This is a genomic window from Kitasatospora sp. NPDC049285, assembly GCF_040678815.1.
Taxonomy (GTDB): Bacteria; Actinomycetota; Actinomycetes; order Streptomycetales; family Streptomycetaceae; genus Kitasatospora.
This window is the reverse complement of sequence record NZ_JBFAQR010000004.1, coordinates 140,032-164,105: the sequence shown is the minus strand read 5'-3', so window position 1 is coordinate 164,105 and position 24,074 is coordinate 140,032. Positions and strand designations below refer to the sequence as shown.

General features: G+C 74.3%; 18 protein-coding genes and 1 pseudogene. 12 read left to right on the top strand and 7 right to left on the bottom strand.

Annotated features, from left to right (window positions below):
* Nucleotides 1-207 precede the first annotated feature (207 nt).
* Nucleotides 208-450, top strand: coding sequence for a hypothetical protein (locus tag AB0K51_RS04895; protein ID WP_363450579.1), 243 nt, complete (start codon nt 208-210; stop codon nt 448-450).
* On the top strand, nt 447-698 hold the full coding sequence (locus tag AB0K51_RS04890) for a hypothetical protein (RefSeq protein ID WP_363450577.1): 252 nt from the start codon (nt 447-449) through the stop codon (nt 696-698). Before AB0K51_RS04895 ends, AB0K51_RS04890 begins: the two co-directional genes overlap by 4 nt.
* Before the next feature lie 91 nt (nt 699-789).
* On the opposite strand, the gene AB0K51_RS04885 is transcribed toward AB0K51_RS04890, so the two are convergent.
* The 3 genes from AB0K51_RS04885 to AB0K51_RS04875 all read right to left on the bottom strand — a co-directional run bounded on the left by AB0K51_RS04885 (nt 790) and on the right by AB0K51_RS04875 (nt 3,873).
* Nucleotides 790-1,554 (bottom strand): class I SAM-dependent methyltransferase, encoded by a 765-nt coding sequence (locus tag AB0K51_RS04885; protein ID WP_363450575.1) that lies wholly within the window; start codon nt 1,552-1,554, stop codon nt 790-792.
* Nucleotides 1,555-2,236: 682 nt separating this feature from the next.
* Complete coding sequence (locus tag AB0K51_RS04880; RefSeq protein ID WP_363450573.1) at nt 2,237-2,959, bottom strand: VOC family protein; 723 nt, start codon at nt 2,957-2,959, stop codon at nt 2,237-2,239.
* Between the two features lie 170 nt (nt 2,960-3,129).
* Entirely contained in the window at nt 3,130-3,873 is a 744-nt protein-coding gene (locus AB0K51_RS04875; protein ID WP_363450571.1) for a DUF6193 family natural product biosynthesis protein, read from the bottom strand.
* A 245-nt stretch (nt 3,874-4,118) separates the two neighbouring features.
* Here AB0K51_RS04875 and AB0K51_RS04870 point away from each other — a divergent pair, with 245 nt between their 5' ends.
* The 3 genes from AB0K51_RS04870 to AB0K51_RS04860 all read left to right on the top strand — a co-directional run bounded on the left by AB0K51_RS04870 (nt 4,119) and on the right by AB0K51_RS04860 (nt 10,510).
* Nucleotides 4,119-5,168, top strand: a complete 1,050-nt coding sequence (locus tag AB0K51_RS04870) for an LCP family protein (protein ID WP_363450569.1) — start codon at nt 4,119-4,121, stop codon at nt 5,166-5,168.
* Between the two features lie 79 nt (nt 5,169-5,247).
* The gene (locus AB0K51_RS04865; protein ID WP_363450567.1) at nt 5,248-9,051 is read left to right on the top strand and encodes a bifunctional glycosyltransferase family 2 protein/CDP-glycerol:glycerophosphate glycerophosphotransferase; all 3,804 of its coding nucleotides are present in this window, start codon (nt 5,248-5,250) and stop codon (nt 9,049-9,051) included.
* A gap of 4 nt (nt 9,052-9,055) precedes the next feature.
* On the top strand, nt 9,056-10,510 hold the full coding sequence (locus AB0K51_RS04860) for a hypothetical protein (RefSeq protein WP_363450565.1): 1,455 nt from the start codon (nt 9,056-9,058) through the stop codon (nt 10,508-10,510).
* 23 nt (nt 10,511-10,533) lie between these two features.
* Here the strand turns inward: AB0K51_RS04860 and AB0K51_RS04855 are convergent, their stop codons facing one another.
* Nucleotides 10,534-11,382 (bottom strand): endonuclease/exonuclease/phosphatase family protein, encoded by an 849-nt coding sequence (locus AB0K51_RS04855; RefSeq protein WP_363450563.1) that lies wholly within the window; start codon nt 11,380-11,382, stop codon nt 10,534-10,536.
* A gap of 658 nt (nt 11,383-12,040) precedes the next feature.
* On the opposite strand from AB0K51_RS04855, the gene lanKC reads away from it, so the two are divergent.
* The 4 genes from lanKC (at nt 12,041) to AB0K51_RS04835 (ending at nt 18,679) form a co-directional block, all read left to right on the top strand.
* Nucleotides 12,041-14,611, top strand: coding sequence for a class III lanthionine synthetase LanKC (gene lanKC / locus AB0K51_RS04850; protein WP_363450561.1), 2,571 nt, complete (start codon nt 12,041-12,043; stop codon nt 14,609-14,611).
* 145 nt (nt 14,612-14,756) lie between these two features.
* Nucleotides 14,757-14,882 carry a SapB/AmfS family lanthipeptide gene (locus AB0K51_RS04845; RefSeq protein WP_363450559.1) on the top strand — a complete coding sequence of 42 codons (126 nt, stop codon included), beginning with the start codon at nt 14,757-14,759 and terminating at the stop codon, nt 14,880-14,882.
* A 108-nt stretch (nt 14,883-14,990) separates the two neighbouring features.
* The gene (locus tag AB0K51_RS04840; RefSeq protein WP_363450557.1) at nt 14,991-16,715 is read left to right on the top strand and encodes an ABC transporter ATP-binding protein; all 1,725 of its coding nucleotides are present in this window, start codon (nt 14,991-14,993) and stop codon (nt 16,713-16,715) included.
* Nucleotides 16,716-16,846: 131 nt separating this feature from the next.
* Nucleotides 16,847-18,679: an ABC transporter ATP-binding protein gene (locus tag AB0K51_RS04835; protein WP_363450555.1), complete on the top strand. Its 1,833-nt coding sequence runs from the start codon at nt 16,847-16,849 to the stop codon at nt 18,677-18,679.
* 73 nt (nt 18,680-18,752) lie between these two features.
* Here AB0K51_RS04835 and AB0K51_RS04830 read toward each other — a convergent pair.
* Together AB0K51_RS04830 and AB0K51_RS04825 are read right to left on the bottom strand one after the other, a co-directional pair.
* Nucleotides 18,753-18,914 (bottom strand): annotated as a pseudogene (locus AB0K51_RS04830) (RNA polymerase subunit sigma-70); the annotation flags it as partial.
* A 198-nt stretch (nt 18,915-19,112) separates the two neighbouring features.
* The gene (locus AB0K51_RS04825; protein WP_363450553.1) at nt 19,113-19,802 is read right to left on the bottom strand and encodes an SDR family oxidoreductase; all 690 of its coding nucleotides are present in this window, start codon (nt 19,800-19,802) and stop codon (nt 19,113-19,115) included.
* 405 nt (nt 19,803-20,207) lie between these two features.
* On the opposite strand from AB0K51_RS04825, the gene AB0K51_RS04820 reads away from it, so the two are divergent.
* Nucleotides 20,208-21,641, top strand: a complete 1,434-nt coding sequence (locus AB0K51_RS04820) for a glycoside hydrolase family 6 protein (protein WP_363450551.1) — start codon at nt 20,208-20,210, stop codon at nt 21,639-21,641.
* A gap of 75 nt (nt 21,642-21,716) precedes the next feature.
* On the opposite strand, the gene AB0K51_RS04815 is transcribed toward AB0K51_RS04820, so the two are convergent.
* Nucleotides 21,717-22,235, bottom strand: coding sequence for a hypothetical protein (locus tag AB0K51_RS04815; protein WP_363450549.1), 519 nt, complete (start codon nt 22,233-22,235; stop codon nt 21,717-21,719).
* A gap of 124 nt (nt 22,236-22,359) precedes the next feature.
* Here AB0K51_RS04815 and AB0K51_RS04810 point away from each other — a divergent pair, with 124 nt between their 5' ends.
* Both AB0K51_RS04810 and AB0K51_RS04805 read left to right on the top strand, forming a co-directional pair.
* The gene (locus AB0K51_RS04810; RefSeq protein WP_363450547.1) at nt 22,360-22,959 is read left to right on the top strand and encodes a hypothetical protein; all 600 of its coding nucleotides are present in this window, start codon (nt 22,360-22,362) and stop codon (nt 22,957-22,959) included.
* Nucleotides 22,960-23,474: 515 nt separating this feature from the next.
* On the top strand, nt 23,475-24,068 hold the full coding sequence (locus AB0K51_RS04805) for an HNH endonuclease family protein (RefSeq protein WP_363450702.1): 594 nt from the start codon (nt 23,475-23,477) through the stop codon (nt 24,066-24,068).
* The last annotated feature ends 6 nt before the right edge of the window (nt 24,069-24,074 follow it).

Here is a 24,074-nt window from a genome sequence, read left to right as displayed (position 1 = left end):
AGAACGGGAGTTGACGTCGCCTCAGGGGTGTAGGGGCTTCGCCGGAGCGGGCGGCGTTGCCGCCTCCGGGACGCCATCGGGTTCACCCCTACTGGGCCTCCGCAAATCGCCGGACCCGGCTCGACGGGCTCCGGTGGGAAGGGGGTTGCCGATGCGGGAGCGGGCGGGGCGGTTTCGGGTGGGGGGTGGGTGGATAGACTCCGTGCCATGACTGTGCGTCAGCTGGAGCCGGTGGTGATGGAGGCCGGCCTTGCGGCCTGGGTCGAGGCCACCGCCGCGAAGGCGGGCATGAGCACGGCCGAGTACCTGGCCGCGCTGGCCGAGGCGGACCGGCGGAGCAGCGCGGCGGAGCGGGCCGGGCGGCTGGCTGCGCCCGTGTACCAGCAGTGGGTGGCCGAGGGGCGGCCGATGGACGGCGGGCTGGGCCTGGACGAGGTCTTCGGCCGGTGAGCGTCCGGTACGAGGTGCGGATCGCCAAACAGGTGGCCGAGGTGATCGCCGAACTGCCGGTCGCGGCGCGCGAGGAACTGCGGGCCGCCCTGCTGCGGGCCCAGGACAACCCGGCGGCGTGGCCGCAGGCGGACCGGTACGACCTGGACGACACGGTGCGGGTGGTCACCACGGAGACGGTGATCGCGCACTACGCGGTGGTCCAACCGGCCCGCCACCTCTGGGTGTTCGCGGTCACCACGCTCTGACGCTCGCCGCGCGCCCGCCGTCCGTCGTCCGTCGTCCGACCCGAGCCCGGACGGCGACCGCACGGCGACCGCACGGCTACCGGACGTCGGCTCAGACGCTCGGCTTGCGGACCTCGAACAGGGTGCGGGACATGGTGGAGACGAAGGCGCCGTCGCGCTCGATGAGTTCGTGCAGGTCGCGCAGGCGGTCGCGGTAGGCGTCGACGGTGAAGCCCGGTACCGACCAGATCACCTTGCGCAGGAAGTAGACCATCGCGCCGACGTCGAAGAACTCCAGGCGCAGCCGCTCGTTGCGGCACTGCACCACCTCCAGCCCCGCGGCGCGGGCGGCGGCCGCCTCCACCTCGTGGTCGCGGACGTCGGGGACGTCGAACGGGCCGAGGAAGAACTCACTGGTCTCGACGTTGGTGCGGTCGCCGACGTGCTGGGCGAAGTAGGTGCCGCCCGGGGCGAGGACGCGGGCGAGCTCCGGCCAGTCGACGATCGCGGGATGACGGCTGGTGACCAGGTCGAAGGCGCCGTCCGCGAAGGGGAGCGGCGCGTCCTCCGCGTTGGCGACCACGACCGCGCCGAGCGGGTGGAGCAGTGCGGTGGCCTTCGCGATGTTCGGCGGCCAGCCCTCGGTGGCGACCATCACCTGCGGGAAGCGCTCCGGGCGAGCGCCCGCCAGCACCTCGCCCCCGCCGGTCTGCACGTCCAGCGCGGCCGTGGCGCCGGCGAGGCGCTGACGCAGCAACCGCTGGTACCCCCAGGACGGGCGCTGCTCGGTGGCCCGGCCGTCGAGCCAGGAGAAGTCCCAGCCGTCCACCGAGACCGCCGCGGCCTCGTCCAGCAGTTCGTCGAAGGTGTGTCCCATGACCCGCATGAAAGCACGTCAGGACCGGGTGACACGAACGGTTTTACCGCCCCGCCCGCCGGTCAGGGGGCGCAGTGTCAGCTTCGTTCGGCGGCCCGCCGAGCGGGGGATTCGCGGTCCTGGAGGGTGATCCGGCGAGACGCGCGACATGGACGCCGTGCGCCCGGGAACGGCATCGGTGGGAACCGGACGATCTGCCCGATCAGGAGGAACGCGATGCACCTCACCATGGTTCTGCTGCTCACGCCCTTGGTGCTGGCCGCCGCCGTGGCCACTGCCCGGCCCAGCCCCCGCCGCGGCCGCCACCGCGCCGGGCCGCGCCGCGAGGAGAACTGACGCGGGTACGGTCGTCTGACCTGCGCGAGACGCATCCTGACGGGCCGTCAGTCGGCGTGGCCAGTGCTTTGCCTCCAGTAGCGGGATCAGCCGGAACGCCGCGTCCGAGACCCCGCCGAAGGTGTGGCGGTGCCGCCCGGACGGGGCGTGGCCGGTGGCGCAGCCGGACAGGTTCCAGGTGTGGACCGGGACGTGCTCGGGCACCACGGCGAACGCGTCCGGGCCCGGTGCGTCGTCAGATGGAAGTGACCGGAGAACCCCGCGCATCGGGAGGCGTCCGGGGACACCGTGGAGCCGGACCGTCGCGCCGTCGCGTGAGTGAGGGGACGGCGGGGGAGCGGCCGCCTCAGCCGGGGCGCAGTGCCGTGCAGACGCAGGCCCGGTTGCCGTCGGGGTCGGCCAGGACGGTGAAGGAGGGCGCGTGGGAGGCGTCCACCACGGTTCCGCCGGCGGCGATCGCCGCGGCGATGCGGGCGTCGGCGACTTCGGGGGCCAGCCACAGGTCGATGTGCCAGCGCTGGCGCGGTGGGTGGTGCGGTTCGGTGGCCTGGAACCAGACCGGGGGGACGCGATTGCCGGGGTCGAGCACGGCGTCGTCCGCGGGGTGGTGGTGTGCGGCGTCGCCGGTGAGCAGGGCGGCCCAGAACGGGCCGACGGTCGTCTGGTCGGCGGTGTCCAGGGCGAACTCCACCTGCGCCAACTCGCCCGGTACGGCGGTGAGTCGGTGGTCGGCGGCGATCCGGCTGACCTCGCGGGCCAGCGCCAGGTCGGCGGCGGTGACGGCCCGGACGCCGGTGGCCGCGTCCACGGTGGACAGCGCCACCTCCGCGTAGCCGGCGCCGAGCCGCAGCTCGGGCTGGAGTCCGGCGGCCTCGGCCGCCGCCGCGACGGCGGCGACGAACGCCGCCCCGGCCACCGCGCCGGGCACCCGGTACCGGGCGGCAAGGGGCTGGGCGAGCTTGCGCCAGTCGGCCAACCCGCCGTCGGCGATGGCCGCCAGGACCTCCTCGGTGCTGACCGTGCCGCTGACCTTCGTCACGCCGACCTCGTCCACGCCGACCTCGTCCACGCGCGCTCGACACCTTCCGTGCTCCGGGGCTCCGGCCTGCTGCACGGAGGGCCGTGCAGGCTCGTCGCCCAACGTACCGCCGGACCGGCTGCCGCCGCGGCACCACCGCGGGGATCGCCCGGCGCGGCGGCGCCGGACCCTCGTGGTGCGGTGGCCGGAGAGTCGGCGTTTCAGCGAGTCGGGCCGAGGTCCGGGGGGAGGGCGGCGAGGAGGCGGGCCACCGCCGTGGCGGCGTCGGCGACCTCCTCGGCCTCGTCCTCGGTGGAGCGCGAGTGGAGCCGGTAGCGGCCGTCGGGCAGCGGCTCGGCGGTGAGGCCGACGTGCCGGTAGGGGTGGTCGGCGGTGTTGGAGAACCAGAGCGAGAAGTGGCTGTGCACGGGTCTCAGTTGACGCAGCGTCGGCTCGGCGAAGGCGGCCTCCAGCAGGGCGCGGGCGGCCGGGAAGCGGTCCCAGCCGCTGCCGACCACCTCGCAGCGGGTGAGGTCCTGGCGCCAGGCCAGTTCGACCGGGTCGAGCCGTTCGCGCTCGTGGGCCCGGGCCCAGTCGGGGATGCGCAGGAACGGGGCGGCCCGGCCGGTCCGGTCGAGGTCGGCGCCCGAGGTCCAGGCGGCCACCGCGGCGGTGATCGCGGCCAGATCGGGGGTGGTGCCGTGGGCGAGCATCGCGCCGTGCCGGGAGAGCCGGACGTGGTAACTGCCGGTGCGGTGACGGCCGATCACCACGGCCCGGGAGCGGTCGGTGTCGTGTTCGGCGGGGGCGTCGCCGAAGGTGTCGGCGGGGTCGTCGCCGAAGGTGACGATCCGGTCCGCCGCCGCCGAGGACGGTTCGGGCAGGCGCAGGCCCGAAGCGGCGGCGGTGGCGGCGAGTTCGGCGGCGAGCGAGCTTGCGGCGACGGCCTCGGGATCGGCGGGCATGACGGTCAGTCTGCCGTACGGGGAGCGGCTCGAGCCGGGCGCGGTGGACCTTCGCCCCGGCAGCGGGCACGGGCTGCCGGCGGGATCCGAACGGAGCCGGTCGGTGACGGAGCGTTAGGGAATGGAAACGCAAAGAACTGGTATAGGTCCGTGATCGAACAGGTGAAGGAAGGGGAAATTCCGCATGAGAGCATGTGTCGGTCCGGGCACGCACCAGTGCCGGATCCAGGGAGGACTCGCACAGCATGGCGCTCAGTGACGACATGGCGGCCGACGTCCGGCCGCGCCGCCGCCGGGGCAGGAAGATCCTGCTGACCGGTGTGGCCGTGGTGGCGGCGCTCGGGCTGGCCGGCGGCGGCGCCGCGCTGTGGACGTACCGGCACCTGGAGGGCAACCTCGACACCGTCGACCTGCACCAGGCGCTGGGCGAGGACCGGCCGGCGCCGCTGCCGGCCGGGGCGCAGGACATCCTGGTGCTCGGCTCGGACTCCCGCTCCGGCGACAACGGCGACCTGGCCGGCGGCGACGTCGGCGGCACCGCGCGCTCGGACACCGCGATGGTGGTGCACATACCCCAGGGCCGGGCCGAGGCCACCGTGGTGAGCATCCCGCGCGACACCATGGTCGCCCGCCCGGCCTGCACCTCCGGCACCGGCAGGCAACTGCCGGCCGCGCCCCGGGTGATGTTCAACTCGATCTACACCGGCGGCGGCCCCGCCTGCGTGGTGAAGACCGTCGAGTCGATGACCGGGCTGCGGATGAACCACTACGTGGAGATCGACTTCGCCGGGTTCAAGGAACTCGTCGACGCGATGGGTGGGGTGGACGTCACCGTCGACAAGCCGATCGACGACAAGTACAGCGGGCTGCACCTGGCGGCCGGCACCCACACCCTGGACGGCACCCAGGCGCTCGCGTTCGTGCGCACCCGCCACGGCATAGGCGACGGCAGCGACCTGGGCCGGATCGGGCTGCAGCAGAAGTTCCTGCTCGCGGTGCTCTCCCAACTCCAGCGGCAGGGCACCCTGTCCAGCCCGACCAAGCTCTACGGGGTGGTGGACGCCGCCACCAAGGCGCTGACCACCGACTCCGACCTGGGCTCGCTGCCGAGCCTGGCGACCTTCGCACAGAGCATGAAGGGCCTTCGCGCGGACCGCATGCAGACCCTGATGCTGCCCGTGGTCGCCGACCGGATCGACCCGAACCGGGTGGTGGCCGACGAGCCCGCCGCCAGACGGCTGTGGCAGGCGCTGCGGGAGAACGGGCCGATCCCGGCGGCGGCGAAGCGCGGCTGACGCACCTTCACGCCGCGTTCACACCAGGCCGAACCAAGCAGGCCGGACCAAGTAGGCCGGACCAAGCAGGGAGGATCCGTTGCAGGCGCACCGTCCGCGGCTCAGCGTCGTCGTGCCGTTCCAGGACGTCGAGACCTATCTCGAGGAATGCCTGGAGTCCATCGCCCGGCAGTCCTTCCGCGACTTCGAGGTGATCCTGGTCGACGACGGCTCGACCGACCGGTCCACCGAGATCGCCCGCGCCCGGTGCGAACGCGACCCGCGGTTCCGGCTGATCCGCCAGCAGCCCCACGGCCCCGGCCACGCCCGCAACACCGGGCTGCGCGCCATGCACCCGCGGGGCGAGTTCCTGGCGTTCGTCGACGGCGACGACGTCCTCCCGGAGCACGCCTACGAGATCCTGCTGCAGAGCCTGGAGGAGTCCGGCTCGGACTTCGTCTCCGGCAACGTGCAGATGATGAACTCCACCAAGAAGTGGCAGTCCCCGCTGCACCGGGGGCCGATGCGGGCCAACCGGCGCGGCACCCACATCACCGACTTCGCGGAACTCATCTACGACCGCACGGTGTGGAACAAGCTGTTCCGGCGCACCTTCTGGGACCACCACTACATCGAGTTCCCGGAAGGCGTCCTCTACGAGGACTCCTGGGTCAACATGTTCGCGCACTTCCGGGCCGCCAAGGTCGATGTCCTCACCGACGTCGTCTACTACTGGCGGCGCCGCGAGGCCGGCGCCGCGCCCTCCATCACCCAGCGCCACCACGAACTCGAAAACCTGCGCGACCGGGTCGCCGCCGTGCAGTCGGTCAGCCGCTTCCTCGGCTCGCACCGCTCCAAGCGCTTCGCCGACTCCAAGCGCCAGTACGACCTGGCCTGCCTCAAGTCCGACCTGATGCTCCACCTGAAGGTGCTGCCCGACGCCGAGGAGGAGTACCACCACGCCTTCCTGGAGTGGGCCAACGACTTCCTCGACGAGGCCGGCGACGACCTGATCGGCGAACTGCCCGCCGAAGCCCGGGTCAAGTGGCTGCTGGTGCGGGGCCGGCGGCTCAAGGAACTCCTCGAAGTGCTCGAGTTCGAACGCCGCGGCGGCCCGATCCCGGTCCAGCGCCGACTGCGCCGGTACCTCAAGTACCCGCACCTCGGCGACCGCGCCGTCGGCATCGGCCGCAAGGCGTACCGGCTCGGCAAGGAGCTGTCCCTGCACGGCTCGGTCGGCGAAGTGCACTGGGACGGCGAGCAGTTGACGATCAGCGGGAACGCCTACATCCGGTTCATCAACGTCCACAAGCGGCACATGTCGGTCAAGGCGCTGGCCCTGCGCAACAAGAAGCAGGACCGGATGCTGCTGGTCCCCGCCCGGACCGTCTACGCCCCGCACGCCACCGAGCACTCCAACCAGAACCGGTACTGCTACGACTGGGCCGGCTTCACCGCCGCCATCGACACCAACCGCCTCAAGCAGAAGGGCGAATGGGTCGAGGGCACCTGGGACGTCGCGGCCGGCGTGCTCAGCCGCGGCCTGTTCCGCTACCGCGGCCTCGACCGCGGCAGCGTCGGCACCGCCGCCAACCCGCCCTACCGGTACGTCGCCAAGAACACCCGGGTGCTGCCGCTGTTCGTGCAGAACCGGCTCAAGCTGCGGGTCGAGGTGGTCCGCTGCCGGATCACCGGACACCGCGTCACCGGCGGCCACCTCGAACTGCGCGGCGTCTACCTCGGGCCCACCGTCCCCGAATCCGGCCGGCTGCAACTGGTCAGCCTCGGCGGCGGCGGCCGACAGCAGGCCCCCGTCCAGTTCACCGCGGGCGGCGAGGGCTGGTGCACCTTCACCAGCCGGGTGCCGCTGCGCGCCCTCGTCCCCGCCCACCGGGCCGCGCCAGCCGACGACCCCGACGGCGCGGTGCCCAGCTCCTGGGAACTCGGCGCCAACGGCTGGAAGACCACCTTCCACGTCGCCGGACGCAGCATGACGATGTACCCGGTGATGGCCGAGGACACCCCCGACGGCCACCACCGGATGCCCGACGCGCTGCAGACCGCCGACGGCGACCGCGAACTCGTGGTCCACCGCAACGGCTCCGGCTACCTGGTGCTGTTCGAACGCGCCGCGCTCCCGCTGGTCACCCGCTCCGGCTGGGACGAGGACGGCACCCTGGAGATCGTCGGCCGCCACCCCGCCGTCCGCCTGATGCCGCCCGCCCAGCGCCGCGAAGCCCACCTGATGCTGCGCTCCCGTGCCCAGGGCGCCGAGCGCGCCGTCCCGCTGGAGTGGCGCGGCGAGTACTTCCGTGCCGCGTTCGCCCCCGCCCGGATCCGCACCCTGGCCGGCACCGTCCCGCTCGCCGCCGGACGCTGGGACCTCTACCTGCGCCGCCAGGACCCCGCCCCGGTCGCCCCCGCCGACCGGCTCCCCGACCTGATGCTCAAACTCGACCAGGCCGCCGTCCCGACCCTGCCGCAGGACCACGAAGCCGACCAACGGCGCTATGAACTCCAGGCCGAGAGCTACGACCGGCTCTCCCTCCAGGTGCACTCCGCGATGCCCGATCACGCCCGCGGCCCCTACCGGCAGAAGCTGCTGCGCACCAAGGCGTACCCCGCCGCCCGGCAGCGCCCGGTCCGCCCCACCGTGCTGTTCGACGCCTTCAAGGGCACCCAGTACTCGGACAGCCCGCGCGCCGTCCACGAGGAACTGATCCGGCGTCAACTCCCGCTGGAACACCTGTGGGTGGTCAAGGACGACCAGGTCGACGTGCCGCCCACCGCGCGCGCCGTGCGGATGTGGTCGCCCGAGTGGTACGAGGCGCTCGCCACCTCCCGCTACGTCGTCGCCAACAACCACCTGCCCGACTGGTTCCGCAAGCGCCCCGGCCAGGTCGTCGTGCAGACCTGGCACGGCACTCCGCTGAAGAAGATCGGCCACGACATCGAGGCCGTCCACTTCGCCGACCAGCGCTACCTGGAACGGCTGGAGACCGAGGTCGAGAACTGGGACCTGCTGGTCTCCCCGAACAGCTTCTCCACGCCCATCCTCAAGCGCGCCTTCCGCTTCCCCGGCGAACTCGTCGAGTGCGGCTACCCCCGTAACGACGTGCTGCGCCGCCCCGACACCGCCCGCCGCGCCGCCGAGATCCGCCGCCGGATCGGCGTTCCCGACGGCAAGCGCGTCGTGCTGTACGCCCCCACCTGGCGCGACGACCAGTACTACGCCCCCGGCCGGTACAAGTTCGACTTCCGGATCGACCTCGACGACGCCCGCGCCCGGCTCGGCGAGGACCACGTCCTGCTGGTCCGCCGCCACCCCAACGTGGTCGACCCCGTCCCGCGGGCCGGCGACGGCTTCGTCCACGACGTCTCCGACTACCCCGACATGGCCGACCTGTCGCTGATCACCGACGTGATGGTCACCGACTACTCGTCCCTGATGTTCGACTACGTCAACACCGGCCGCCCGATCCTGTTCTTCACCTACGACCTGGCGCACTACCGGGACACCCTGCGCGGCTTCTACTTCGACTTCGAACGCAGCGCCCCCGGCCCGCTGCTGCACGACTCCGCCGACCTGGTCACCGCGATCCGCGAGGTCGACCTGGTCCGGCGCAGCTACGCCGAGCGCTACCGCCGCTTCCAGGACGCCTTCTGCGACCTCGACGACGGCTACGCCTCCGCCCGGCTGGTCGACACCACGCTCACCGCCGGCGGCGACCTCGATCCCGTCGGACCCGTCCCCGCCCCGGCCGCGCCCGCCGCCCCGGAACCCCTCGACACCTTCGAGGGCATCCCGTGGCCGCTGCCCGCCGAACTGACCACCCCCCGCGAGTCCGACGCAGCCGCCGCCCGGCTGCGCGACCTGCAACTGATGCGCCGAGGAACGGACTGACACCATGGCCGAAGCGGCCCGCCCCGCCCGCCCCGCCCGTCCCGCCCGGACCGTGCTGGAAGGCGTCGACACCAGCGGCCCGGTCCCCGTCGAGTACCGGTTCAGCCACGCCAGGCACGGCACCCGCCACCTGGTCGTGGTGTTCGCGAACTTCTCCGCCCCGGAGGAGTACGGCTTCTCCAACGGCGTGCTCGACCGGGTCCGCGCCAACATCCTGTGGATCCGCGACCTGTTCGACGGCGGCAACGCCTACTACCTGTGCAAGGACATGGACTTCGCCGTCGAGCAGGCCGTCGCCGCGCTGATCGCCAAGGTCGCCGGGGCGCTCGGCCTCGGCCCCGAGCAGTGCACCATGTTCGGCGGCTCCAAGGGCGGCACCGCGGCGCTCCACTTCGGCCTGCGCCACGGCTACGGCAACGTGCTGTCGATCGTCCCGCAGTTCCGGATCGGTACCGCGCTGCACGAACGCCGCCCCGAGGCCGCCCAGCTGATGATGGGTCAGCCCACGCCCGAGAAGGTCGCCGTGCTCGACGCGCTGATGCCGCAGCTGGTCGCCACCAGCCCGCACCGGCAGACCCGGATCTACCTGGTCACCTCCCCGCAGGACGAGCACTACACCACCCAGGTCGCCCCATACCTCGCCGGGTTCCGCGACTACCCGCACTTCAACGTCCTCTACAACGACTCCCCGCAGATCACCGGCCACGACAAGGTCACCGCCCACACCCTGCCCGCCGTCCTCGGCCTGCTCAACCTGCTGGTGGCCGGCCTCACCCCGCAGTTCGGCCTGGCCCGGGCCGGCGGCGAGCAGCCCGACCGCGACACCGCCGGCATCGACGCCTTCCTCGCCGCCACCGAGCGCTTCCCCCGCCCGCAGGTCGTCCACCCCGCCCCCGGCCGGACCGTCCCCGGCGACGCCGTCGCGCTCGCTGGCCGGGCCCCCGGCGCGGTCCGGGTCAGCATGTGGCTGAACGGCAAGTACATGGGCTCCCCGCCGGTCGCCGCCGACGGCAGCTGGACCCGGCGGTTCAGCCAGCCCTGGGAGGCCGGCGAGTACACCTTCAAGATCTTCGGCGTCGACGCCGACGGCAACCAGAGCCCGCGCACCCAGGTCACCCTCACCGTCACCCCGCCCCGGCCGCCGCTGCCCGCCCCCGCCATCGCCGAACCCGCCGACCAGAGCCTGGTCGCCGGACCCGCGGTCGCCCTCACCGGCGCCGCGCCCGGCGCCGCCCGGGTCGAGTTCGCCGTCCAGGGCCGCTCCCTCGGCGCCACCCCCGTCACCCCCGAAGGCCACTGGACCTGGCAGCCCGCCTGGGAGTGGCGCGGCGGCGAACACACCGTCGAGGCCTACGCCGTCACCGCCGACGACCGCGCCTCCGAACCCGCCCGGGTCACCTTCACCGTCGCCGGTGTCCTCGCCCGCGACGAGCGCCTCCGCGCCCGGTACGGCACCTGACGGCCCGTCGGGAGGACGGCCCGTCAGAGCGCGGCGGATACCTCGAGCACCAGCGCCCGGTGGTCCGACACCCCGGTGTCGGCGAGCCGGCAGCCGTGCCGGGGGAGGGCCGTGAAGAGGTAGTCGAGCTTCAGTCCGTTGTCGTGGGTGGCCCGCCCGCCCGGCTGCGCCGGGTGCTGCTGGTCGCACTCCTGGACGCGGTCGAAGTAGGCGGCGGGCCAGATCCAGGCGTCCTTGTTGCCCGGCTTCGGCGGTGAGGCGTTGAAGTCCCCGCCGAAGACCGCCGGACCGTCGCCCGCCGCGGTCAGCAGGGCCGCCAACTGGTCGTCCCGGAACTCCAGGTCGCGGCGCGAGCGGTCGGACGGCGGCAGCGACAGGTGCGCCGCACACACCCGCAGGTCCGCGCCCGCCGTCGCGCACAGGACGCCGCGCTGAAGACCGGACGTCGGCTGCGCGGCCGGCACCACGACCTGACCGGACAGCTCCGCGTTCGCCAGGATCCCGAACCCGGCGTCCCCGCGCTCCGCCCCGCCGCCGCACGCCACCGGCGAGCGCCGACCGTCCGCGCCCACCTGCTCGTACGGCTGGAAGGCCAGCTGCCACGCGGTCGCGCCGAGCGCCTGCCGGGCCGCCTCCACGTCGCCCGCGCAGGCCTCCTGCAGAAGCACCACCCGTGCGCCGCGCCCGTGCACCAGCCCCACCAGGGCGGACGTCTTCGCCGCGCCGTCGCCGAACTCCGCGCAGCCCCAGTCGAGCACCCCGCACATGTTCCAGGTCGCCACCGTCAACCGCGGGCCGTCCGCCGCGTCCCGCCCGCCCGCGCGGAAGACCGGCAGCAGGGCGAGCAACAGCACCACCGCCACGACAGCCACCCACCAACGGCGCCGGCCCGGCCAGGGCAGGCGGAACGAGCGGCGTGGCAAGGGTCCCCCCGGAAGCGGCTGAGCTGTGACGACGCCCAGCATAACTTCGCCTGCGATCCGATCCGGCGGCGCCTGCGGCCCGCCCCGGGACGCCGACGGGGCGGGGGTGGCCGCCCCCCCCGCTTCGCGAGCCGCCCGCCGGTCCTGATGGACCATCAAATCTCTTCCCATTCAGGCCAGTTGACCAATCCGCGGGGCGCACGGTGCGCGACACCCGGCTGTCCGGCTGTGCGGTGTCCGGTACGCGCTGCCGGTGCGCCGGTCGGATACCGGACACCGGGCTCCCGGCCGGAAGCTCGGCCCGCACCCTGTGCGCTCCGCCAAGAGTGCGAGGCCGACCGGGTGAGCGACGGAGCCGAGCGGCCCCTGTGGTGTGCCGGTACCGCCCGCAGCGATCACCAGGAGTGATCTTCCCAGGTGAACGGCCTGATCGGGCATGCGACCGCTGTGCGCCCGCCGATTCCGGACAACCGCTCCGAATGCCCTGGCACCCCGCGCGCCGCCCACCGCAGACTCTCGGTGGGCAGCCAACCAGGCCCGGCCGGCACTCCCGGCCGCAGGCCAGGGGCACCGTCCTCCCTTCCGCGACACGCCATGGAGCGATCCGATGGACATGCGCTACGAGGCGTACTCCTACGCCGATCCGGTCTTCTACGACTCCCCGGTCCAGTGGGCGGCCCGCGACGAGTACCCCGCGGTCGCCGAACCCGTACCGGACGGCTGGACCCGCAGCCTGCGCGAGGTGTGGGCCGGATACCAGCCGACCGCCCCGCTGCCCGACCAGGGCTGGAAGATCCACGTCAGCGCCGGGCTGCACAACGCGTCGCAGATCCTCGACACAGTGCGCGCCTACTGCTTCGAACACGGCGTGCCGTTCAAGTTCCTGCGCAGCCCGGCCCTGGTGCAGACGCAGAACGCCAAGTACGCCTCGCGCGGCTCCAGCGGCAAGTTCATGACGCTCTACCCCCTCGACGACACGCAGCTGGAACGATGTCTCACCGACCTCGACACCGCCCTCGACGGCGCGCCGGGCCCGTACATCCTCAGCGACCTGCGCTGGCGCAACGGCCCGCTCCACCTGCGGTACGGCGCGTTCACCGAGCAGTTCTGCCGCAACGAGGAGGGCGAACTGGTCCTCGCCTTCCGCGAACCCACCGGACGGCTGCGCCCCGACGTGCGCCGCGCCGTGTTCGAGGTGCCGGACTGGGCACCGCGGCCCGCCGTGCTCGCCGAGGCCCTGGCCGGGGCGGGCGGGAACAGCGTCGACGCGTTCCCGTACACGGTGGAGCGCGCCCTGCACTTCTCCAACGGCGGCGGGATCTACCTGGCCCGGCCGTCCGGCGGCGGTGCGCAGGTGGTGCTCAAGGAAGCCCGCCCGTACGCCGGCCTCGACCAGCGCGGCGAGGACGCCGTGCAGCGGCTCGGCCGCGAGCGGCAGGTGCTGGAGGCGCTGGCCGGAGTCGACGCGGTGCCCGCGGTGCTCGGCGACCTGACGGCGTGGGAACACCGGTTCCTGGTGCAGGAGTACGTCGAGGGCGAGGGCCTGCACCACTGGTTCGGCCGCCGCTACCCGCTGATCCACCCCGACGTCGACGACGACGCCGTCGCGGCGTACCGCGAGGAGGCCCTCGCGGTGCTGGACGCCGTCGAACGCGGACTGCGCGCCATCCACGAGCGCGGGATCGTCTTCGGCGACCTCCACCCGCGCAACCTGATCGTCCGGCCGGACGGCACCGTCGCCTTCGTCGACTTCGAACTCTCCTCTCCCGTCACGGACTTCGTCCGCCCGGCGCTGGGCGCCGCGGGCTTCGCGGCACCCGCCGGACTGACCGGGTTCGCGGTCGACGAGCACGCGCTCGACGCCCTGCGCCTGTGGGCCTTCATGCCGCTGCTGCCACTGACCTCGCTGCACCCCGGCAAGGGCCGGAGCCTGGTCCGTGCGGCCCGCGCCCGCTTCGCCCTGCCCGCGACCTACCTGCCCGCGACCCGCCTGCCCGGCCGGACCGCGCCACTCGCCGCCACCAACGGCACGGCAGGTGCCGAGGGGAGCGGCGAGACCGCGCCGTCGGCCGTCGAGGCGCTGTTCGACGGCGACCCCGACAGCTGGCCGCGGCTGCGCGACGGGTTGGTCGGCGCGATCACCTCGACCGCCACCCCCGAACGCGCCGACCGGCTGTTCCCCGGCGACCCCGCGCAGTTCACCCACGACGGCCTCGGCCTGTCCTACGGCGCGGCCGGCGTCCTCTGGGCCCTGCACACCGTCGGCGCGACGCCCGACCCGGCGCACGTGCGCTGGCTGCTGGACGCCGTCGAACGCCAACCCTGCCGGCCCGGACTGTTCGTGGGAGCGCACGGCACCGCCGTCGTCCTGGACCGCCTCGGACACCGCCCGGCCGCCCTCGACCTGCTGGAACGGCTGGGCAAGGACGAGCAGGACGGGTACGGGGCCGACCTGTCCGCGGGACTGGCGGGCATCGGCCTGGCCCAGCTGCACTTCGCCCGGGCCACCGGCGACCGCACCCTGCTCGCCGCGGCCGCCGAGAGCGCCGACCGCGCCGTCACCCGGCTCGACCTGTACGGGACCGGCCCGGCGGGCGCCCGCACCGGACTCCTGCACGGCGCCAGCGGAACCGCCCTGCTGCTGCTCGACCTGTTCGAGCAGACCGCCGAGCCCGCGCTGCTCGACCTCGCCCGCACCGCCCTCGAACGTGACCTGGCCCGCTGCGTGGTCGCCGAGGACGGCACCCTGCAGGTCGACGACGGCACCCGGGTGCTGCCCTACCTGGAGTCCGGCAGCGCGGGCATCGCCGTCGTCCTGGCCGCCTACCTGCGCCACCGGCCCGACCCCGAACTCGCCGAACAGCTGGCCCTGATCCGCGCCGCCGCCGCACCGGAGTTCATCGTCCAGCCGGGCCTGTTCAACGGCCGCGCCGGACTGATCGCCCTGCTCGCCAGGGACTCCCGCCCCGCCGAGCACGATGCGCAGCTGATCCGCCGTCACATCCGGCGACTGGCCTGGCACGTGCTGCCCCACCACGGGCGGCCGGCCTTCCCCGGCGAACAACTGCTCCGGCTCTCCATGGACCTGGCGACCGGCACCGCCGGAGTGCTCACCGCACTCGCCGCGGTCTTCGACGGCACCTCGCCACTGCCGTTCTGGCCCGCAGGCCCGGCCTGAGCCCACCACCCCGCCCCGGCACCGAGGAGCCTCGCCGCTCCCCGACCCCCAGGGCGCCCACCGCGGCCGGGACCACCCGCCGCCCCCGAGTTCCGGCGACCGCCGGGAAACCCACCGCACCACCCGGGAAGAGAAGGAGAAAGCCATGGCGATCCTCAGCCTGCAGGCGCTGGAGACCCCCGAGGAGACCACCGAGTTCCGCTCGGTCCTCAGCTCCCTGAGCGCGGTCAACTGCACCAACAGCACCGTCAGCACCCTGCTCTGCCTCTGAGCACCCCGCCGGCCGTGCGGTCCGCCGCACGGCCGGCACCCTCATGCCCGCCCGCCGTCCGCGCCGCCGCGCATCGGCGACCGTGCCGCACCACACCTGGGAGCGCCCGTGCCCGCCGACCGTCCCGTCCCCGGCCGCCGCCCGCTGCGCGCCGTCCTCGTCCGGGGGCGGCGCTGGACCGTCGCGCTGGCCCTCGCCGTCGCGGCGAGCACCACGGCCACCCTGCTGCTGCCCGCCGTGCTCGCCCGGGCGGTCGACCGGATGCTGACCGGCGGCGGGGCGGCCGGCGTGACGCCCCTGCTGGCACTGGTCGGCCTGCTCGCCGTCGCCGAAGCCGGGGCGCAGTACGCCGGGCCGCGCGGCGCGGCCGACACGACGGCCCGGCTGCGCTCCGACCTGGTCCGCCGGGTCGTCGCCGCGGGCCCGGGCGCACCCGCCCGCCCGGCCGGAGACCTCGCCGCCCGGCTGACCGCCAGCGCCCCGCAGGCCGCGCTGGCCGGCCCCGCACTCGTCTACACCGCCGCCCAACTCGTCACGGCCGCCGCCGCGGTGACCGGGCTGGCCCTGCTGTCACCGCTGCCCGCGCTGGCCTTCGTCCTCGCCGCGCCCGCCGGATGGCTGCTGATCCGCCGTCAGAGCGCCCGGACCGCCGGCCACGGCGAGGCCTACCAGGTCGCGCAGGCGGCGATCACCACCCGGCTGGTGGAGGCGATGACCGGCGGCCGCAGCATCGCCGCCGCCGGGACCGAACGCGCCGAACTCGCCCGGATCCTGCACCCGCTGCCCGAACTGGCCCGCCACGGCCACGGACTGTGGCGCAGTCAGCGCGATGCGGCCTGGTCCGTCGGCCTGCTCGCCCCCGCCACCCAGCTGGCGGTCCTGACCGCCGCGGGCGCCGAACTCGCCGCGGGCCGGCTCAGCCCCGGCGGACTCGCCGCTGCCGCCGCGTACGCCACCCTCGGCCTGGGCGGCTTCGGTGCGGCCCAGAGCCTGCTCGACCTGGCCCGGGCACGGTCCGGCGCGGCGCGGACCGCCGCGCTGCTCGATCTGGCTGTTGCCGCGCCGGGCACGCTGCCGCTGCCGGACGGCCACGGCGGCCTGCGGTTCCACGGTGTCGGCAAGCGGACCGGCGACCGCCCGCTGCTCGACGGGCTCGACCTGACGATCCCGGCGGGCCGCTGGACGGCGGTGGTCGGCGCGGACGATGCCGCGACCGCCGCGGTGGCATCCCTCGCCGCCGGACTGGACCGCCCCGACACCGGGGAGGTGGCCCTGGACGGCGCCGACCTCGCCACGCTCCACCCGGAAGCCCTGCGAGCCGCCGTCGCCACCGCCTTCGGCGATCCCGTGCTGTTCGGCGCCACCGTCGCCGAGGCGCTGACGGCCGGTCAGGACGGCATCCCCGACGCGCGGATCGCCGACGCGGCCCGCGCCGCGGGCGCCGATACCCACCTGCGACGGCTGCCCGCCGGGTACCGCACACCGCTGGACGACGCGCCGATGTCCGGGGGAGAGCGCCAACGCGTCGGCTTGGCCCGCGCGTTGTGCCGCGACTTCCGCCTCCTGGTGCTCGACGACGCCACCGCCGCCCTCGACCGGGCCACCGAGACCGCCGTCCTGGACACCCTCGCCGCCCACACCGCCGGCCGGACCCGCCTCAGCACCACCCGCAGCGCCGCCGTCGCCGCCCACGCCGACCTGGTCGCCTGGCTCGACGGCGGACGCCTGCGCGCCGCGGCCCCGCACCACCGCCTCTGGCGTGACCCGGCCTACCGGGCGCTGTTCACCGGCGGTGCCGAATCCGGTAACGGCTGTACGGAGAGCAAGGAATGACGGCCAGTCACCCCGAACCGTCGGATGCTGCCGGGGGGCGGGCGGACGGACGCGACGGGGCAAGGACTCGGATGCGCAGGCTGGACGGTGGACGGGAGCAGGGGAGTGGCTGCGACTGTTGGGCGCCTCGGGTGAGCGGGCGCCGGTCCGGACTGCGCCTGGTGCGCTCCGCGCTCGCCGACAGCGGCCCCGCGTTGCTCGCGCTCGGCGGCTGGACCGTGCTCGCGGCCGCGCCCGCCGTCGCGTCCGGCAAGGCGCTGGCCCTGGCCGTCGACCACGGCTTCCTGGCCCACCGCCCGGACGCCGCTTGGCGCTGGCTCGTCCTGTTCGCCGCGGCGGCGGTGCTGTCCGCCTGGGCGACCCGCCGCTCGTACGGCCCGCTGGCGCGGATCGTCGAACCGGCCCGCGACCGCCTGCTCGTCGCCTCCGCTGCGGGTCTGCTGCACCGGGCCACCGCCTCCCGCGGCCGCGCCACCGGGGCGACGGCCCTCGCGGTCGCTCAGGTGACCCGCCAGGTGGAGGCGGTCCGCGACACCCTCGCGGGCCAACTCCTGCTCGTCGCCCACCTGGTGCTGACCGTCGCGGCCGTGGTCACCGGCACCGCCGTCCTCGCGCCCGCTGCCGTCCTGCCGGTGGCGGGGCCGCTGCTGCTCGCGCTGGCCGCCTTCGCGACGCTCACCCCGCGCACGGCCCGACGGCAACGCGAACTCTTCGCTACCGAGGAGGACATCGCGCGGTCCGCCCTGCACACCGTCACAGCCCTGCGCGACCTGGTCGCCTGCGGAGCCGAGCGGACGGCCCTCGCCCGCGTCCTCGCCGACGTCGCCGCCAACGAGGCGGCCGGCCGGGCCCTCGCACGCCTGGCCGCCACCCGGCACCTGCTGGTCGCCCTCGGCGTCCACGGTCCGCTCGTCGCCGTGGTGCTGGCCGCCCCGACCCTGATCGCCCACGGAATGACCACCGGAGCCCTCCTCGGCGTCCTCGCCTACCTCCTGGGCACCCTCGAACCCGCGCTCCGCCTCCTCGTCCAGGGCCTCGGCCCGTCCTGGATCCGGCTGACCGAGGCCGCCACCCGACTCGCCGCCACCGCATCCATGCCTGAAGGTCCGTCAGGAAACCGCTCGGCCAAGCCGCCACCGCCCCGCGAGCCGCACCCGGGGGAGGCGCGACCGGGGGAGTCCCGCGAGAAGTGGCAGCCCGCTGCCGCCGTCCCGCAGGTCGACCTGCGACTGCTCGGCGTGCGCTTCTCGTACGGACCGGCGGCCGAGCCCGTCCTGCGGGACTTCGACCTGGACCTCGGCGACGGCGAGAGCGTCGCCGTGGTGGGCCCGTCCGGCATCGGGAAGTCCACCCTGGCGGACCTGGCGGCGGGCGTGTTGCCGCCAGACCAGGGCCGGGTCCTGCTCGCGGGAGTCCGCGCCGACCGCCTGCCCGCCGCCGAGCTGGCCCGGCTCCGGGTGCTGCTGCCGCAGGAGCCGTACGTCTTCACCGGACCGCTGGCGGACAACCTCCGCTGGCTCGCCCCGCACCACTCGCCCGCCGCCGTCACCGACGCCCTCCACCGACTCGGCGCGGAGCACCTGACGGACCGTCGGGGCGGGCTCGACGGCGAGATCTCGGCCGCGACGCTCTCACCCGGCGAGCGCCAACTTGTCGCCCTGGTCCGCGCCTACCTCAGCCCGGCCCGGCTGGTGATCCTCGACGAGGCGACCAGTCACCTGGACGCCGTCGCCGAACGCCGGGTCGACCACGCGTTCCGGCACCGCCCCGGCTCCCTCCTCACCGTCACCCACCGCGCCGGCCCCGCCGAACACGCCGACCGGGTGGTCTACCTCGACGGCACGAGCTGGCACGTGGCCACCCACCGCGACCTGCTCGCCGAGCGCCCCGACTACCGCAGACTGCTGGGCGTCCACCCCGAGACCGCACCGAACCGCACCGGGTCGACGCGAAACCGCCGCTGACGGTCCGTCGGGGGGCGTTGGCACGGCCCGCGAGCCGCCCGTCGTGCCACGGCAGTCACCGTGACGGGGCTGCTCACGCCGGGTCCGGCAGGTTCAACTGCGCGAGCTTGGCCGGGTCGACCACTCCCGTGATGGCGGTGATCCGGCCGTCGGTGACGGTGAACGCGAGGACCGAGAGCGGAGTGCCGTCCTCGCGCCAGGAGACGACTCCGGGACGGCCGCCCACGAGCGCTGCCCGGGCCGGGGTGGCCGCGCCGGCGGCCACCGCGAGGACTACCCGTTCGGCATCCGCATCGAAGCCGTCGACCCGGACGGCAACCGCATCGCGCTGCGCCAGCGCGCAGCCTGGCAGAGCCACGGCGACAGCTGACCGTTCGTAGACCCGGCAGGGTCGACCGGCCCCGACCCGCCGCTGACGGCTCCGTCCCGGGGGTCAGACCCCGGGGCGGAGCATCAGGTCGCTGAGCGTTCCCGCCTCGCCGTGGTCCAGCGCCGTCGCGACGACCGCCGCCACCGACTCCGCGGACAGGCACACCGACGGGTCGTAGGCGAGCCCGAAGCGTTCGTGCAGGCGGCGTTGCATCGGCGTGTCGACCTCGCCGGGGAAGACCGTGGTGACCCGGACCCGGTTCGCGTGCTCCTCGGCGCGCAGCGCCTCCGCCAGTGCCTTCAGCGCGAACTTCGAGGCGGCGTACGCGGACAGTCCCGGGGGCGCGTGCAGGCCCGCGCCGGAGTTGAGGAAGACGACGTGGCCCTGCGCCGCGCGGAGGGCGGGCAGGAGCAGGCGGGTCAGTTCCGCCGGGGCGAGCAGGTTCACCGCGACGGTCTCCGCCCACACCGCGGCCGCGGTCTCCCCGACCATCCCGTACTCGGCGACTCCTGCGACGTGCACCAGCGAGTCGATCCGGGCCGGGAGCCCCTGGCCGTCCAGCACCTCGGACAGGCGGCCGGGCACCGCGAGGTCGGCGACCACCGTGCGGCTGCCCGGGAAGCGCTCGCGCAGCCGCGTCGCCGCGGCATCACTGCGCGCCAGCAGCCAGAGGCGTTCCCCCCGTCCGGCCAGCAGGCCGGCCACCGCCGCCCCGATTCCGGACCCGGCACCCGTCACGAAATGTGCTCCCATACCCGACAGATACCCCGCCGCCGGGTCCGTGGAGCGCCCGAACCGGCCAAAGCCCGTGGTCACAAGGGGGGTTGGTGGGAACGGAGGCCGCGCGAGTGACGGGGCGTGGGCGCCCACCGCCGAGGTCGTGGACGGCGGACCGGCAGCGAAGCCGTGGCTGCGGCCCGCGCGGGCTCAGCCGATGAAACGTTCAAGCCCGCCTCACGCGGCGGTGCGCGGACGTGTGCCCACCTCGGCGCGGTAGTTGACGCCATGTCAGGCCACCCGTGGCGTGTTCCGTTCCCGCAGGGCCCCTGCCGATCCGGCGAAGCGGCCGCTAGCATCGGCCGCGGCCGGTGCGGGAGCGCTCCCACGACGCCCCGGCCACCGACCCTCTCCCACCCGAGAGCCCCCACGGAGGACCCCGTGCACACCCCCACCACCCGGCGCCGCGCCGCCGTGCCGCCCGCCCGGAGCCGTTCGGCCGCCGTCCCGCTGCTGGCCGCGGCCGCCGCCGTCGCCCTGGTCACCGTCGCGCAGAGCGGTGCCGGTGCGGCCGTCCAGGGCAGCCTGCCCGCGGGCACCCAGTTCTACAAGGACCCCGCCTCCCAGGTGGTCAAGTGGGTGGCCGCCAACCCGAACGACTCCCGCACGCCGGTGATCTCCAAGCGGGTCGCCAGCCAGCCGCAGGGCATCTGGTTCGCCAACTACCGCCCTGACACCATCACTTCCGACGTCCGCACGGTCACCGGCGCCGCCGCCACGGCCGGCCAGGTGCCGGTGCTGGTGGTCTACGAGATCCCGAACCGGGACTGCGGCGGCGCCTCCGCCGGCGGCGCGCCGGACCTCGCCTCCTACGACGCCTGGGTGGGCAAGTTCGCCGCCGGGCTGGGCAGTTCGCGTTCCCTCGTGGTCCTCGAACCCGACTCGATCTCGCTCACCACCTGCCTCAGCGCCCAGCAGCAGAACGACCGCTTCGCCTCGCTGTCCCGCGCCGTCGGCACCATCCGGGCCGCCGCGCCCAACGCCAAGGTGTACCTCGACGGCGGCCACTCCGCGTGGAACGCCGCAGGCGAGCAGGCCAACCGGCTGCGCAGCGCCGGCGTCCTCGGAGCGGACGGCTTCTTCACCAACGTCTCGAACTTCAACGCCACCGGCAACGAGACCTCCTACGCCCACGCCGTCCTCTCCTCTCTGGGCAACCCCGGCAACCTGCACGCCGTCGTCGACACCAGTCGCAACGGCAACGGTGCACCAGGCGGCGGCGCCTGGTGCGACCCGTCCGGCCGGGCGATCGGCAACTACCCGACGGCCGCCACCGGCGACACCGCGATCGACGCCTTCCTGTGGATCAAGCCGCCGGGCGAGGCCGACGGCTGCGCGGGCGCGGCGGGCACCTTCCTGCCCGACATCGCCTACCAGTTGGCCGTGAACGCGGCCGACCCGAGCGCCCCGCCGTCCTCGCAGCCGCCGACGTCCCAGCCGCCCACCTCGCAGCCGCCCACCTCCAAGCCGCCGACGTCGCAGCCCCCGACCGGGAACGCCGCGTGCTCGATCGCGTACCGCGCCAACTCCTGGACGGGAGGCTTCACCGCCGACGTCACGGTGAAGAACACCGGTAGCGCCGCGATCTCCGGCTGGACGGTCGGCTGGACGTACCCCGGCGACCAGAAGATCACCAGCGGCTGGAACGCCAAGGTCACCCAGAACGGCGCCGCCGTGACCGCCGCCGACCTCGGCTACAACGGTCCGCTCGCCCCCGGCGCGTCCACCAACTTCGGCGTCCAGGGCACCTTCAGCGCCAACAACACCGCCCCGAACACCTTCACCCTGAACGGCACCGCCTGCACCACCGCCTGACCACCCTTCCCCAGCCCCGTCGGCCACCCCCACCCAGCGGCCGGCGGGGCAACCCTTCTCGGTGCCCGCGTGCACTCAGCGGCGGCCGGGTGGCGCGGGAATCCGGAGCAGCAGCTCGTGGGCGGCCCGCACGATGGCGGCCGTGATCTCGGCGTGGGGGGCCAGCGGGTCCTGAAGGGCGACCACCTGCGCGACCATGGGGGCCAACTCCGCGGTCTCGCCGAACTGTTCGGCGACCTGTTCGACGATGAGGCAGGCCCCCTCCACGGGGTCGAGCCAGCCGTCGGCGATCTCGCCGGCCCACCACCGGGCGAGGGCCAGCCGCCCGTCCCAGAAGTCCTCGGGCGGATGGAACCCGAAGCCCAGCTCGTCGGCCACCCGACCGAACAACTCCGAGGCCTGCGCCTCCTCCCCGCGGAACAGCCCGGCGAGCAGCGGCAGCGAGGGAGCGTCCACCCCGGCCACGACGGCCTCGACGGCGGCCCGTATCAACAGGCGCGGGTCGTACCGATGCCCGTCCGCCCAACTGTGGGCGATCTCCCGCAAGGCCCGCGCCGCGTCGTCCGCCGTCCCCGGGTACTCGCTTTTCGTCATGCGCGGCATGCTGCCACGCAGACGCGGGCCCTCGAGCAGCAGGTGTCCGTCGATCAACGGCGGCCGCCGCGGGGGCCCCGAATATCGGCTACCGCAGCGGCGGCTGACGGCCGATCATGGCCCGGTGGACAACGACGCGTTCAGCAGCGACCTCGACGCCCTCGCCGAGCGGTGGGAGCGGCAGTGGCCCGACGACGACGAGCACCTCCCGGGCCGGTACGCGCTCCGCGACCGGTGGGTGCGCTTCCACAGCCTCCCCGGCTCGAAGCGGTACGCCGACAACGACGCTGAGTACGCCGTGCTGCTCGGCCGGCACCACACGATCCTCGACCAACTGGGTCCGCACGAAACGGAGTTGTACGTGGTGACCCGGCACTGGGACGGCCACCCCGCGCCGGTCGACCGGCCGGCCGAACTCCGTCGGGCCGACCCGGGTGCCCGCCACTGGACGAGCCGGGTGTACGACGACTACGACCCCGCCGACGTCTGCTACGAGCACCAGTACGTCAGCCGCCTCCCGCGCACCCGCCAAGCGCTCGACCCGCTGCTGCGCCTCGTCGCGGACGACGTGATCTCCGGCGTCACCCTGGCCCCGGCCGACCTCCGCTGGCTCTACCACCCCTACGACGGCGGCGGCGACGTCTTCGCCCCCAGCACCGAGATCAGGGACGCCCTCCGCGCCGCCCACGCCGACTGGCTCTCCGCGCGCGCCGACGGCATGTGACGCCAGGAGGTTCCGGGACGGCCCGGGGGTGAGGAGGCGGAGGCCGAGTCCCGGCGACGGCCGGTCAACGCGCAGACGTGTGCTGGGCCGACCGGAGCGATGTCCCACGTCGAGAGCCGGGAAGCCGGACGCCGTGGGGTCGGCGGTGGTGCGAGCACGGGGAGGCGATGGCGGGGGGCGAGTCGGTAGCGACGGCCGGCCGATCCGCGCTGGGCTGACCGGGGCGGGGGCCTCTGTCGAGACCTGCATTCCCGGCGGAGCCGAACGCCGTGGCGCACGCGCGGGTAGGCGGTGGCGAGGAATCCGCCGAGGTCGATAGCACCTGACGGGCCTTCACATCGCTTGCACCGAGGGTCATGTGAAGGTCATGAGTTCTTCACGGGATGGTATCTACTCGCATAGACCCCTGGCTGCCACGCTGGCTCGGCACCGCTGCCCGCCCCTTCGCCGAGCCCAGGAGCGCCCTCGTGCAGAACCGATTCTTCCGTCGTCTCGCCGCCGTCGCCGTCACCTCGATACTCGCGGCCGGCGCCGTCACCGCCGGCACCGGCACCGCCCAGGCCGCGTTGCCCACTCCGGTCTCGGCCGCCACGGCTCGGACCTACCTCGCCTCGCTGACCGTGAAGGCGGAGAACCGCACCGGCTACAGCCGCTCGCTGTTCCCGCTGTGGATCACCATCTCCGGCAGCTGCAACACCCGGGGGACCGTGCTCAAGCGCGACGGCTCCAACGTGGTGACCGACGCCTCCTGCGCCGCCACCTCCGGCACCTGGTTCTCGCCGTACGACGGCGCCACCTGGCACGCCGCCTCCGACCTGGACATCGACCACCTGGTGCCGCTCGCCGAGGCCTGGGACTCCGGGGCCTCCGCCTGGACCACCGCGCAGCGCCAGGCGTTCGCCAACGACCTGGTCCGCCCGCAGCTGATCGCGGTCACCGACAACGTGAACCAGGCCAAGGGCGACAAGGACCCGGCCGAGTGGCTGCCCTCGGTGATCGGCTACCGCTGCACCTACGTCCGGGCCTGGGTCCAGGTGAAGTACTACTACAACCTGTCCGTCGACTCCGCCGAGAAGACCGCACTGACCAACGTGCTCAACGGCTGCTGACACCCC

Excerpts from the sequence above, each read along its gene's own strand:
- AB0K51_RS04895 (WP_363450579.1), top strand. The coding sequence starts at position 208 with ATGACTGTGCGTCAGCTGGAGCCGGTGGTGATGGAGGCCGGCCTTGCG.
- AB0K51_RS04885 (WP_363450575.1), bottom strand. The coding sequence starts at position 1,554 with ATGGGACACACCTTCGACGAACTGCTGGACGAGGCCGCGGCGGTCTCG.
- AB0K51_RS04875 (WP_363450571.1), bottom strand. The coding sequence starts at position 3,873 with ATGCCCGCCGATCCCGAGGCCGTCGCCGCAAGCTCGCTCGCCGCCGAA.
- AB0K51_RS04870 (WP_363450569.1), top strand. The coding sequence starts at position 4,119 with ATGGCGCTCAGTGACGACATGGCGGCCGACGTCCGGCCGCGCCGCCGC.
- AB0K51_RS04860 (WP_363450565.1), top strand. The coding sequence starts at position 9,056 with ATGGCCGAAGCGGCCCGCCCCGCCCGCCCCGCCCGTCCCGCCCGGACC.
- lanKC (WP_363450561.1), top strand. The coding sequence starts at position 12,041 with ATGGACATGCGCTACGAGGCGTACTCCTACGCCGATCCGGTCTTCTAC.
- AB0K51_RS04845 (WP_363450559.1), top strand. The coding sequence starts at position 14,757 with ATGGCGATCCTCAGCCTGCAGGCGCTGGAGACCCCCGAGGAGACCACC.
- AB0K51_RS04825 (WP_363450553.1), bottom strand. The coding sequence starts at position 19,802 with ATGGGAGCACATTTCGTGACGGGTGCCGGGTCCGGAATCGGGGCGGCG.
- AB0K51_RS04815 (WP_363450549.1), bottom strand. The coding sequence starts at position 22,235 with ATGACGAAAAGCGAGTACCCGGGGACGGCGGACGACGCGGCGCGGGCC.